At 44.2% G+C, this 14,206-nt stretch carries 7 protein-coding genes; 6 read left to right on the top strand and 1 reads right to left on the bottom strand.

What is annotated here, in order from left to right:
* Window positions 1–79: 79 nt before the first annotated feature.
* The gene (locus AC3WTJ_RS26000; protein WP_492524289.1) at window positions 80–1,030 is read right to left on the bottom strand and encodes an iron-hydroxamate ABC transporter substrate-binding protein; all 951 of its coding nucleotides are present in this window, start codon (window positions 1,028–1,030) and stop codon (window positions 80–82) included.
* 293 nt (window positions 1,031–1,323) lie between these two features.
* Here AC3WTJ_RS26000 and AC3WTJ_RS25995 point away from each other — a divergent pair, with 293 nt between their 5' ends.
* The 6 genes from AC3WTJ_RS25995 (at window position 1,324) to AC3WTJ_RS25970 (ending at window position 14,187) form a co-directional block, all read left to right on the top strand.
* Window positions 1,324–2,934: a response regulator gene (locus AC3WTJ_RS25995; protein ID WP_492524288.1), complete on the top strand. Its 1,611-nt coding sequence runs from the start codon at window positions 1,324–1,326 to the stop codon at window positions 2,932–2,934.
* Window positions 2,935–2,953: 19 nt separating this feature from the next.
* Window positions 2,954–4,789 carry a cache domain-containing sensor histidine kinase gene (locus AC3WTJ_RS25990; RefSeq protein ID WP_492524287.1) on the top strand — a complete coding sequence of 612 codons (1,836 nt, stop codon included), beginning with the start codon at window positions 2,954–2,956 and terminating at the stop codon, window positions 4,787–4,789.
* A gap of 145 nt (window positions 4,790–4,934) precedes the next feature.
* Complete coding sequence (locus tag AC3WTJ_RS25985; protein ID WP_407868263.1) at window positions 4,935–6,377, top strand: ABC transporter substrate-binding protein; 1,443 nt, start codon at window positions 4,935–4,937, stop codon at window positions 6,375–6,377.
* 87 nt (window positions 6,378–6,464) lie between these two features.
* Complete coding sequence (locus tag AC3WTJ_RS25980) at window positions 6,465–7,415, top strand: carbohydrate ABC transporter permease (protein ID WP_492524286.1); 951 nt, start codon at window positions 6,465–6,467, stop codon at window positions 7,413–7,415.
* The gene (locus AC3WTJ_RS25975; RefSeq protein WP_157326108.1) at window positions 7,412–8,245 is read left to right on the top strand and encodes a carbohydrate ABC transporter permease; all 834 of its coding nucleotides are present in this window, start codon (window positions 7,412–7,414) and stop codon (window positions 8,243–8,245) included. The genes AC3WTJ_RS25980 and AC3WTJ_RS25975 overlap by 4 nt, the downstream gene beginning before the upstream one ends.
* 185 nt (window positions 8,246–8,430) lie before the next feature.
* Window positions 8,431–14,187 carry an Ig-like domain-containing protein gene (locus tag AC3WTJ_RS25970; RefSeq protein WP_492524285.1) on the top strand — a complete coding sequence of 1,919 codons (5,757 nt, stop codon included), beginning with the start codon at window positions 8,431–8,433 and terminating at the stop codon, window positions 14,185–14,187.
* Window positions 14,188–14,206 lie beyond the last annotated feature (19 nt).

The following is a 14,206-nucleotide window of genomic DNA, read 5'->3' as shown; positions in this document are numbered from 1 at the left end:
CGTGTTTCCACCACAGCATCAGGACCGACAACCAGGCTTCGAATATTTGATGAATCCCCGGCCATTATCCTCTCGCTTTTTATTTTTTGCCAAGGAAGCCTTCCTTGAAAATATTCAGTAAATATTCGAGCGTTGTCGGATCGCTATACGTGGAAGCTTCCGTATCAATCTCGATGACGTGCTTGTTCTTGACGGCAGGAATATTGTTCCACGTTTCGGTTTTCATGAATGAATTGTTGGCTGCCGAGCTTCTGCTCAGGACAAGATAGTCACCCGCATAATTAGGGATAACTTCTTGAGAGAGCGCATAGTAGCCTGGGCCAAGGGCATCCTTTTTAACTTTCTCAGGCATGTTTAAACCCATCGCTTGGTAGAGGACCTCGGTACCGCGAGCCCAGTTATTGCCGAATACATAGAAGTCCTTCGAATCTGTTTCAATGACGGATACGGTAGCCTGCTCACCGATTTTGGTTTTGATTTCTTTGCCGAGATCTGCCGCACGTTTCTTGAAATCATCGATCCACGTTTGCGCATCCTTTTCTTTATTCAGCAATTTGCCAATTTCAAGTTGTTGGGCCAGATAGTCCAGTTTGCCCCACGTATAGACGACCGTTGGCGCAATTTGTTTTAACTTTTCGATATTTTTCGATTCGGAGCCGGTAATGATGAGATCCGGTTTCTGCTCAATGATTTTCTCAAGTTCATTCTCTGAAACAACAGGGACGCCACTCAGTTTTTCTTTGAAAAGAGGGTTCTTGTTCGTCCATTCGTCGACTCCGACCAGTGTGCCGCCTAGAGATAACACGTTCGGCGCATTCGTCAGGGCAACGATACGCTTAGGATTCGCCGGAACCTGGACAGGTCCGGTCTCGGATGCATAAGTCATCGTTCCGGAAGCCTCTTTGGCAGCGGCTGGCGCGTTCGAGCTTTGTGGGGATGCTGCAGGGCTATTGCTCGCCATATTGTTATCGCAAGCGGAAATAGCGAACATGAACACGAAGAGAATAGGTATAAAAAGCTTGTTTTTCATCTTGGAGTCTCCTTATAGGTGGAACTAAACCACGCAATAATTGATAATGATAATCGATATCATTTAAATAAATATAGATTCTAGCTGGCAGTTTGTCAACGAGAATCTCATCTTTTGAGCAGCGGCGCGGAGCTTCGACTTTTCACTGAAGAAAATGTTGCTTTTTGAAAAACGGATAGAACCTTTGTCGAATGCAAATTTATTAGCAGGGAATGTCGTGTTTTTGGTGAAATTGTTGCTAGGAGCTTACACGGTGTGTTCCTTTTGCACGAAATAGAGATGGGGGTCGTTCGATGTATAGACTATTAATTGTCGATGATGAGCCTAGACATAGGGATGGTTTAGCGAATCTGATCGGGAAATTAAGGCCGGAATACCATGTACTTAAGGCGAAAAATGGAAATGAAGCGCTTGGCCTTATGGCTGACAATCCCATTGATATTGTTTTTAGCGATATCCGTATGCCGCAGATGGACGGCTTGCAGCTGCTCGAACATCTGGATGCCTACGAGAAACCGCCTATTCTTGTCGTATTAAGCGGTTACCGACAATTCGAATATGCACAAAAAGCCATTAGCTTAGGGGTATGCGAATATTTGCTTAAACCTGTTGATGCAGCGACCTTGAAGAATACCTTGGAGAAGATTGAAAGAGAAATAGCCGCCAATCACACGCAGCTGCAAGAAAATGAAAATGCGCTCATGAAGCTCAATCAAACGCTCCCTATTTACAATGATCATTTGATGAATCAATGGGTCGCTGGGCATATAGAGGGGAAAAGTCTATCTGAATTGCGGAAATTACTTCCGCCTATCGAGGCGGGCACTATTCTGCTTACAGAGATCAATGCGTTTAGATCAGCGGATTATATCGATGATTTCCAGGCCAAACAATTTCTGAAGGGGCAAATAGAGCAAATATTGGGGCCTGCAGCAGGCTCTGTTTCATTTTCCTTGGAGGACAGAAGAAGCATTCTCGTTACCGTCATATCCACCCGTTCATTCGAAATCTACTCGACTGAAACGCAGGATAAGCTGCGCGCATGCATTCGACAAATGAAGGAAGACGGATTGGAGATCACCATAGCGCTGGGAAGCCAATGTGAGGATATCATCCTGCAAGCTAAACAAGCCTTCGAAGACGCCAAACGGGCCCTATCGTATCAATTTTTTCTTGGTAGCGCTATCATCCTTTCGTTGAATGAGATTATGCCGGCAGCAAGCGGGAGGGTTCTCACCAAATATCGAGAAGAAGAGGAGCTGCTTGATGCTGTCCGGGAGTCGGATAAAGAGAAAACCGTTCGATTGATCACGGCCATTTTCGAAAAGCAGATCCATGAGGGGCTTCCGCTGCCTGAATCCTTTAAAGAGTTTATTCTGCGTATTGTGCTGCACCTGATCCATCAGTTTAAAGACGTTATGCTGGAGGACTATTATAAAGATTTCTTGCGAAGGGCCGAGGAGACGTTAAAACACAGCCCCTTTTATGCCATGATGAAAACTTCCGTTATCGACATGTTGAGCGAGATGATTGACACGATTCTGAAAACTAGAAATTGGAAAAAAGAAATGATTATCAAAACGTGTTTGCAATATATCGAGGAGCATTATGCCGAGGATTTATTTCTGGAGGCAGTGGCCAGCAAATTTTATTTTAACACGAGTTATTTCAGTCATTATTTCAAAGTAAACACCGGCATTTCGTTCAGCCAATACTTACTTCGAACACGGCTCAGAAAAGGGAAAGAGCTGCTGGAGGAGACGGATTCCAAAATTTACGAGATATCCAAATTGATCGGCTTTAAGGATACGAAATATTTCAATCGCGTATTTAAAAAAGAATTCGGAGTCACACCGGAAGAGTACAGACGAATTACGGTGAACATTTTCAACGCGAATAAATAAAAAGCGAGTGGATGCGGCAATGAAGAAATATTTGAGACGGCTAGGTCAATTGCTGAGTGAGCTGAGGTTCAGAGACAAATTAACGATTTCTTATATTTTTCTTATTACAGTTCCAGCTGTGGTGATTGGCATTAAATATTACAATACAAGCTCACAAATTATTCTGGAAAATGCCAGTAAACATATTTATGAAATTGTCAAAAAAGACAATCAAATTATTGATAACAGGCTAAACAAACTGCAAGAAAGCACCTTATCTACCATTTCCAATGTGGAATTATATTCACTGTTAAACGCAATGAGCACCGATGATGATATGCAACTAATTCAAATGGACAAGCGGATCAAGGAAATATTAAACCAGTATTTTATTGAAAATGGCGATATTTTCTCAGCGAATCTGCTCACGAGCTACTATGCTTTTGGAAGCAACAATGTATCCATTTCTCAGGAGAAGGTGCTGGATTCCAGCGTGTATAAGGATGCCAAGGATGCACAAGGAGGGCTTGTTTGGGTTCCCAATTACGAAGTGTCCGAAATCGTGAAAAGCGGAGAAATTCTGAATAACAATGTGAATAGTTTCTTTGCGGCCGCCCGTACGATCAACAGCACCTATTTCCAAAACGGCTCGATTCATTACATGAGTGAAGGCATCGAACGGCCCGTTCTGTTAATTAATGTAAAAATCGATATGTTTAATAGCGTGTTCGCTGATAGCCTGCCTGTAACGGGGGCATTTACTTTTGTCCTCTCCCAGGACGGAAGGGTGATCTCTCCCTCGCAATCCAATCACATCAAATCGTACGCAGACTCTAACTGGTTTCAAGACGCGATGCTGCAAAAAAGCGGATCCTCGATCACGACGATTGGCGGCAAAAAGCTGCTGGTCTGCTTCGACCGCATGCAAACGACGGGGTGGATCACGGCAGCGTTCGTGCCGTATGATCAACTGATTGTCAACTTATCGAATCTCCGCACGTATACGCTCTATCTGAGCATTTTTCTCATGGTGTTGTCGGTTATCATTGCCTATTTTCTCTCCGGCTGGTTAACGAATCCGATCAAGAAATTGTTAGTTGCGACTCATTTAATCGGGATTGGTAAATTCACCACGAAGATTCCAGTTGTATCGGATAAGGAGTTCAGCTTTCTTTTCACCAAATTCAACCAGATGAACGAGAAAATTCAGCAATTGATTACCGAAAATTACGAGGTGAAATTAAGGGAGAAAGAAGCGGAGATTATGGCTTTAAATCTGCAGCTGAATCCTCACTTTCTTTACAATACGTTAAATATTATTAACTGGATGGCTATTGATAAGAATCAGGATGACATTAGCCGCATGATTATCAGCTTATCCACGATGCTTGAGTATACCGTACATAATAAAAAAGAAGTCGTCCCTCTTCGAGAAGATATGAAGTGGCTGAAAGGCTATTTGCATATCATGAGCACTCGTTATGAAGGTATCTTTGGCGTTCAAATCGAGATTGACCCCTCCTTGGACAACTGCACGGTACCTAAACTATTTCTTCAGCCCATCATAGAAAACTCCATTATTCACGGATTCGAATCACTTGAGGACGGCGGTTTGATTCAAATTATCGGATGGCATAACGAATCGATGGTGCATTTTACTGTGCAGGATAACGGCAAGGGAATGGATGATTCCCAAAGAAAGCATATCATGAAAAACGATTCGGAGCATGTTGGGATTAGCAATATAGACAAACGAATTAAGCTGTTGTTCGGGCAAGAGTACGGAATCGCGATAGACTCCCAAGTCGGCGTAGGAACGAGTGTGCATATGGTGTTTCCATTTCGCAAATTCGAGAGCAGTGTGGACAATTTTTAGTACGGCGTCAATTTTATTGAAAATATAAGAATAGTCCACTAAACCAAAATCTTTCGAATATCCAAGATGTAAGCGCATTCGTTATAGTGGTATTACATAAGTCAAACCTTATGAAGAACCTAGAGCGATAAGGGAGGAAAGCAAATTGTTACAGAAAAAAAGAATGATGAAACGATCTCTCGTGGTTTTGTTTGCATCCATGATAACGCTCACCGGATGTACGACCGGTACGAGTACGAAAGAGGCGGCAGTAACACCAGCGGGAACGACGGCGCCTCAACCAAGCAAAGAAGCTGCTGCAACACCGGAAGCGAAGAAAGAACCTGTTAAACTAAAGTATACCTATTGGGGAAGCCCGCAAGAAAAAACAGCGATCGAGAATGCAACAAAAAAATTCACGGAGAAATATCCTTGGATTACAGTAGATCCCGTGTTCATTCCTGAATCGGATTATGACGCAAAAATTACAGCGATGGTGGCTGGTAATGAATCGCCGGATGCCGGCTATATGCATTCTGAGCTAGGGGAAGCATGGCAAAATGAAGAAAAATTCGTTAACATCAACGATTTGTTCGCAAACGACAAGGAAGTTAAAAAATCGGACTTCCTAGACTATATTTGGTTCAACGGCACAAAACCTAATTACACGTATGCGATAAGTTCAGCCGCAGAATCATTTGCTATTTTCTACAATAAAGATTTGTTTGCAGAGGCCAAAGTGGAGGCTCCTCCGGCGAAGGCTGAAAATGCATGGACGTGGGATCAATTCGTAGCAGCAGCGCAGAAATTAACACTTGATAAAAATGGTAAAAATGCAGCTGACCCGGGTTTTGATCCTAATAATATCAAACAATTCGGCGTATCCTTCGAGAGCTGGTGGGGGCCAATTATGGCTCAAGTCGTGAATAACGGCGGCGATATCATCTCGAAAGATGGGAAAACATTCGCACTCGACCAACCGGAAGCGATTGAAGCGGTGCAAAGACTTGCAGATCTTATTAATAAATACCATGTTGCTCCATCCCCGACTCAAATGAAGTCAATTCCGTCTCAAGCTGTCGCGCTGCAATCCAAAATCGTCGCGATGAGTATGCATGGACAATGGATCAATCTTGATCTTGGAGCGGCAAAAGTGAACTACGGCATTGGGGCCCTACCGAAGATGAAGCAAAGCATCGCAATGGGCATTAGTGGTGCGAGTGTTATCTACAAATCGACGAAACATTTGGAAGAAACATGGATGCTGACCAAATTCCTGGCTGATCCTGCAGGCGCCATTGATTTGTATAAAGGCGGATTATGGATGCCGACGATGAAGAAATGGTACACCGATCCTGCACTTGTAGCACAATGGGCGGAAAATAATCCTGCGCATCCGGAAGGCTTCAAAGACGCCTTTATGAACAACTTGTTGAATAATGGCGTGGCAAGCGCCGGTTACTATTTGATGAATTTCGGTAAAGTCACGGATATGACTTTCTCCGCCCTTGACCCTGTATGGCTTGGTAAATCAACGGCGGAAAAAGCGCTCAAAGATTTAGCTCCGAAAGTTCAACCGGAGATTAAAGGCCGATTTGGCGCTAACTAATGACTGAATAGGAGATTAGCAATGGATTTATCGATTAGTCGGCCTTCGTGCCGGCTAATCGAACAAATGATAGCAGGAGAGATAGCGATGGAGATTAGTACTGAGAATAAACTGGCTGTATCGACATCTAAGAAGATGCTGAAAAAAAGAATCACTCGCGAGCTTTTAAACGGTTTATTGTTTGCTTCTCCCGTACTTTTGGGGTTTCTCATTTTCGTAGTTGGTCCCGTGCTTTATACCGTGTTTCTAAGCTTTACGAAATATAATATTGTCTCCTCTCCTCAGTTTGTTGGACTTGATAATTATGTACACCTGCTTTCAGGCAAAGATGCTTTCTATTATCCAGCCGTCAGGGCTACCTTCTATTATGTCATGATCAGTGTGCCTGCAGGTATCATTTTCTCGTTTTTCATTGCCATTTTACTGAATATGAAAATAAGAGGAAGAACGGTCTTTCGTGCCATATTTTATCTGCCTGTTATCATTCCGCTTGCAGCGTCTTCCATGATCTGGCTTTGGCTGCTGCAGCCGAATTTCGGCGTCGTCAATTTCCTGCTTGAAACGTTTCATTTGCCAACATCCTTGTGGCTGTCGTCCGATGCAACCGTGATTCCGACCTTGATTCTCATCAGTTTGTGGACCACTGGAAACATGATCGTCATCTTTCTCGCAGGGCTTCAGAATATACCGGCTCATCTGTATGAGGCTCTTGAAGTGGACGGTGGGAACAGCTTTCAAAAATTGGTTTATATTACGGTGCCTATGAGCTCTTCCATTATATTTTTCAATACAGTTATCGGTTTTATCAACGCTTTTCAAACGTTTGTTCAGCCTTACGTAATGACGCAAGGGGGACCTAATAAAGCGAGTTACTTATATGTTCTCTATCTGTTCAGAGAAGGCTTTCAATTTTCGAATTTTGGTACCTCAAGCGCGAGTGCCGTTCTTCTATTCTTGATAATATTATTGTTCACCTGGGTGTTCTTTAAATTTTCAAAATCTCTTGTGTATTACGAAGGGCAGGAAGACCGCAAATGACAAATAGGAGTTCATTCAAGCTGCTTCTTGTGTATGTCATTTTAGTAATCGGCAGTCTCATTTGCTTATTCCCTTTTTATTGGATGGTTCGAACCGCGATTGTAGATATGGGGGAAATTTTTAAAAGTCCCCCGATCTTTCTTCCAACGACCATTCATTGGGATAACTTTAAGACCGCACTAAGCAGCCATCCATTCCATAGATATTTTCTCAACAGCACAATCGTTACAGGGCTTTCCATTGTTGGCGTCTTATTAAGCAGCTCACTTTGCGCCTACAGCTTTTCCAGGATTAACTGGGTTGGCAGAGATCGAGTGTTTGGTGTCATTCTGACCGGATTAATGCTCCCGTTCTTCGTCGTTATGATCCCTCATTTTATCGGTTGGAAATTATTGAATCTGACGGATTCTTTTGTTCCGTTAATTGCTCCAGCTTGGTTTGGCGGTGGTGTGTTTAACATTTTCTTGCTTCGCCAGTTCTTCATGTCCATTCCGAAAGAGATGGACGAGGCGGCTAAAATCGACGGTGCGAGCCATTTCCTAACGTATTGGAAAATTATACTGCCAATCGGCAAGCAATCGATGATTGTTGTAGGGTTGCTGACGTTTCTGGCCAGTTGGAACGACTACTTGGGACCGCTTGTTTTTATCACAAGCGAGAAAAACTATACGTTGATGCTTGGATTGACCTTGTTCCAAGGAACGTACTCTGCACAGTGGAATTATATGATGGCGGCAACCAGTGTAGTTGTTCTGCCGTCCTTGGTCTTATTCCTCATTGCACAAAAACATTTGGTAGAAGGTATTGCGATGACCGGTGTGAAGGGATGAACGTTGCATAATCGAATCGCGAAGTTAACTACCTTAAGGGGGTGGTCCTCATGAACGGAATGATCAGCATCGTAGATAAGCAAATGTGTAGCAGCAGGCTGTTCATTCCGCTAAGTCATTGTTTAGATGGCAGACAGTAGCTACTAAGGGGCATGTCACGGCTAAAATTCAATAGGAGGTAACAAATGAGAAAGTTCAAAAAATCAATTGGCAGAAAAATTTTGACGACATCATTAGTGTTCTCGTTAGCATCCATTTTCGGCGCATCCGTTTTCGCAGCAGATCCTAATTTTGTGAATAATAATGATCCCGGAATGCCTGTGTTTACGAATGCAGCCGGCAATGTCGTCGTACCTGCTGAACCTGCACCATTCAATGCGAGCAGCAGCCGAATGATGGATATGTATCAAGCGGACCTTGCCGCAGGCGGCACTTCCTACTGGATGGATCGCATCCTCACGCGGAAAGGGAATGATCCGACAGGAACCTATTTGATGTCACGGGGCAAAGCCTTGTACATGTATACGAATAGTGCCACCGTCATAGGCTTTGGCAATAACATCGCCTATTTTGATTTGCTGAATCAAAAGGGGTACTCGGTTCAGATCCCTGGCGTAACCTTCACGCAGGATGCCAATAAACGCGTACAGACGCCAAGTTACTGGTCTGCCTTTTATAATGCGACGGGATATACGCTGGAAGAGACTAAATTCATTACAGATAATAACGTAGCTATCGACAATGTGACGATTACGAATACAGGCACAACGTCCAAAACCTTTGATTTAACCGCAGATTCACCATTCGCCAAAACGGCATCCAGTGATGGCACGGAGCTTTCCGGCACCTTTGATGTCAGGAATAATTTGACCAAAGTGTATCCAAAATTTAGCGGCACGGGCATGACGGCTAACAACGGGATTTTAACCAGATCCATCACTTTGGCGCCTAATGAGAAAATAACGGTGAAATTCCAAATGGGTTTCATCACGAATGAAATCCCGCAATCGCTTGTTGATTACAATAGATTTAAAGATTATGATGCCAATACCGCTTATCTCACGCAACTTCGTGAATATAACAAATGGTGGGCAGACAACGTCCCGTACATCGATGTAGCGGATGAGAATATCAAAAAGATCATCTACTACAGATGGTGGTTAAGCCGATTTAATTTCCTCGATGCGAATATTCCTGGGAATGACTATCAGTTCCCGATTTCCGTTGAAGGAGCTTTAGGCTACAACAACGCAATCGTATTAACCCAGCCGATGCATATGCAGGATCTAAAATATTTAAGAAGCCCGATTTATTCCTATGGCGATTGGGTGTCAGCGGGCGAAACTTCCAGGGACAGTCTGTTTACAGATAATCCAGGTAAACCTTCCAACTGGAATAACAGCTATTCCCAGTACATTGGGGATTCCGCTTTTCAAACATATGAAGTCCATGGCGGTCAAACGGAAATCCTGAAAAATTTGGCGCGATATTCGGAAAAGGATGCGAAAGGCCAGCTGGATCGTTTCGACACGAACAAAGACGGCGTTATCAATTATGATTGGGGTTCTCTAACAGGGAACGATGCTGATGGCAATGCTTTTCACTATTATGAAAAAAGAGGCAATATTGATCAAAATAGAACTGAGAGCGCTTTCGTGTATGGAAATGCGATGGCTTCAGCCAAAGCTTACCAACTGGCCGGCGATTCGGCAAAGGCAACTGAAATGTTCGCTTTTGCAGATAAGCTAAAGACCTCGTTCTTGTCCATCATGTGGGATGATAGTTCGAAAATGTTTTTACAAAAGGATTTGTTGACGAATACATTTATTCCATGGAAAGAAGCAAACAATTACTACGCGTTCCAAATGGATGGACTGGTTCCCAAAGATGATCCTAAGTACTTAGAGTCACTTAGATATTGGGGAGATAGCGCCGAATTCCCTGTATTCCCATTCTATACGGCTAACCAGAAGGACAAAGCCTTATCAGTAGCGGCAGGCGTCGGCGGTTCCAATAACTTTGCCAACTTGAATGCATCAGGAAATATTCGACTCTTTACCGAGGTGCTTCGCAAATATCCGAACCAGCCTTACATAACAGCCGATATGTATAAGAAACTGATGTATTGGTTGGGATGGTCAACCGCTTATCAAGGGAATATCAACTACTTGGATAACAATGAGTATTGGTATAACTGGAACCCAACAACGAAACAAATCGGCGGAAGATCAGGCATTCACCACAATATTCTTGGAAATTACAACTATTCAGTCATTGAAGATATTATGGGCCTTGTACCTCGTACAGACGCAACGGTTGAGCTATGGCCAATTGATATCGGTTGGGATCACTTTACGGTGAATAACCTGCGATATCATGGCAATGACGTAACGATTGTCTGGGATAAACCAGGAGACGGAACTACGTACTATCCGAATGTTCAAGAAGGATATTCGATGTATGTGAACGGTACGTTAGTCATGAGAACGGATAAACTGGCTCATCTGGAATGGAATTCGGCTACAGGTGTCGTATCGATCTTAGACGGCAGCGGAGCAGTAGCATCCGTACAGAACAGCAATACACAAATGAAGAGCGCTATGGATGTCGATTTGAATACGTATGACAGGGCAGCAGACTTATTCCAGAAGGCCGGTGTGGATTTGACGCCGGAAACAGGCAATGCAGTCAACCTGGCTTTGGATTCAACGATGACGGCTTCTTATACGCATCCGCAAACCTCAGCAGCAAATGCCAAAACAGGCTTCACGATCAGCGGTAACTTCTTTACCTCTGGAGCGTTTACCGCTAACCCGCCAATTTGGGGATCGAGAGGGTCAACCAACGCGCAAGATTGGTTAGAATCTGATTTGGGGTCACCTAAGACATTTGATGATATCAAAATTTATTATTATAACGACAAACCGCAAAGCTTTTACAGAGAGCCATCCATGTATACCGTCCAATATTACGACGAAGCCACATCTGCATGGGTAGCTATTCCTAAACAGTACAAATCGCCAACACTGGCAAACTACAATCACATTCAATTCCCTGAAATTACAGCACAGAAGGTAAGAGTCCTGATGACTCCTAAGCCGGGTTCCAATGTAGGTGTCAAAGAACTTCAAATCTTCCGTACCGGTGTTAAAGCTCCGGAGGTTGTGAATACGCCGCCAGTGGTGACGGTCCAACAAGATACGACGGCGAAAATTCCGTTAAAAGCGAAACTGCTGGTCAATATGACGGATGACGGCCTGCCTAACGGTACGCTGGATACGAGCTGGTCGCTGAAAAGCGGAGTCCAAGGCGGTCAGGCTATCTTTACCAAGGATGCAGCTGGCAATACGATTGCTACTTTTAACAGACCAGGCAGCTATGTCATAACACTTACGGCAACAGACGGTGAGTTGTCTACCAAAGTGGATGTCGCCGTGACGGTAGATCCTCTTCCGAATGCGGTGAATGTAGCTTTAACAGCTACGCCATCAACTTCCTTTGTTTCAACTTGGGAAAATCTGAATGCGATCAATGATGGTTATGATCCGACCAGCTCCACCGATAAAACAGGCGGCGCTTACGGAAACTGGAATAGCAGCCCTAAAACACAGTGGGTTGAGTACACGTGGGGAACACCGGTGAACATTTCGAAATCGGATGTTTATTGGTGGACAGATAACGGAGGTATTCTGGCACCTACGGACAGTAAGCTTCAATACTGGAATGGCACGCAATATGTGGATGTTCCAAATGCAGTGGGGAATGGTGTTGCCCTCAACAAATATAATACAACGACGTTCTCACCGATTACGACGACGAAGCTGCGCATGACCGTCACAAGAGGCACGCAATGGACGGGAATTTTGGAGTGGAAGGTTTACACGACGCCGACAACAAGTGTGAAACCGGTGAAAGTAAGCACACTTCATGATGTACTGCCTGTCCTTCCGCCGACCGTTACGAAAGTTTTCGAAGATGGATCAACGGCTTCTGCAAGTGTCATCTGGGATGTTGTGACGCCAAGTCAAGTCGCGACGCCAGGAAGCTTCACAGTAAAAGGTACAGTTGAAGGAACAAATATTGAAGCTGAAGCTACAGTATATGTACGTGTAACAAATGAAGTAACGATTAACAGCATACCGGATGAGAATATATCCATCACGGCAGGGCAACCTCTCGTATTACCATCGGTGATCGAAGCTTATTATAACGATGGCTCGGTTGATAATATCAACATCAAAGTCACATGGGATGCGTATGATCCAAATCTGTTGAATCAACCTGGAACCTTCACCATTTTTGGTACAGTACCAGGCAGCTCTGTAAAAGCCAAAGCCAATGTGACGGTGTATCCAAGGACGATTACCTCTCTAGCAACAGCAACGGCTACAACGGCAGTTGGCGTAGCGCCGGTATTACCGCAAACGGTAACAGCCGTATTCGATAACGGTACAACCGGGCCTGTCAATGTCGTCTGGAGCATAACGCCAGAACAATACGCAGCTACGGGAACAGTTACGCTTAACGGTACTGTCCAAGGCACAAGTATTGTAGCTCACTTAACACTAACGGTCACTGCGAAAGCTATTACGAGCATTGCTCCGGTCAATGTAACGACAACTTCGGGTACAGCTCCTGTCCTGCCTAGTGTCGTAACAGCGACGTATAGCGACGGAACAACGGCCACAGTAAACGTCGTTTGGTCATCTATTGACCCAGCGCAATATGCGGCAGCAGGAACGTTCAGTGTCAATGGAACGATATCCGGAACTTCGGTTAAAGCAGTTGCCAATGTGACGGTACTTGCACCTCAAGTAACTTCGTCTACATTGATTGGCCCTGAAGCTGTGAATCAGGCTCAATTGTTTGACTTGACCGTTGGAGTAAGCAGCGTGCAATCAAGCTTTACGACGATGGACGTCATTGTGAAATACGACCCTGCTAAGCTCGAGTTTGATACGGTTACTAGCGGGAATGCCGTCTCCTTGCCAGAAAGTGCGATTAGCAACCTGAAAGACAATTTTAAAGTGCTGGGTACAGCCGTTAAAGCCCAAAAAGGTGAAATTCGGGTTATCATGGCTAGCGAAGGCGCAAACAATGCCATTACCAGTCCGGGCGATTTATTCAGCCTTCATGCCAAAACCAAAGCAAGCGTTGAACCGGGCATTACGACGGTATCGTTGACGGGCTTTAAAGTTTCTTATGAAGGATCTGAAACAGGAGTCCCTGGTGCTTCCCTCAATATCCAAATTAACGTTGTGGATAAAGCTGATTTGATTACAGCCATTGCTGCTGCTCAAAGTAAATACGACAGCGCAGTTGAAGGTACTCAGGTTGGTCAATATCCAAGCGGTTCCAAAGCTACATTGCTGGCAGCTATTACTCAAGCATCGGCAGTAAGCAATAACCCTTCATCCACGCAAGCTGAAGTAGTAGCTGCGCTGAATGAGCTGAACGCTGCTGTTACTGCATTTAATAACTCTGTCATTACGGAAACAGATCCAGAACCAGGTACAGTTGATAAATCTCATTTAGCTGATGCTATTACTGCAGCACAAAGCAAGCTGGATGCAGCGGTAGAAGGCAACAAACTCGGCAAGTATGAGACTGGTTCGAAAGCGGTTCTGCAAACAGCGATTGCAAGTGCTCAAGTTGTTCTTGACAAGTCCTCTTCGAGACAACCGCAAGTGGATGCAGCAACAGCTGCATTGAATGAGGCCGTAGCTACATTCGCGACTAAGTTCATTACACTTGTTCCTGGTGCAACGAAAATTACGATTAATGACTTGTCCATCGTTGCTAAGTACTACGGTACTAAATCTGGAGATACAAATTGGAACGAAATCGAAAAAGCAGATATCTACAACAATGGCGAAATTGACATTCAAGTCCTAGCAGCCGTTGCCAGAATGATTATTGACGATTGGATGCTGGAAAACTAATTCTTAGAATCGGGGAGGC

The sequence above is a fragment of the Paenibacillus sp. FW101-FHT12H11 genome (genome assembly GCF_058790355.1).
The sequence above is the reverse complement of the archived record's forward strand: the minus strand, read 5'-3'. Positions and strand labels throughout refer to the sequence as shown.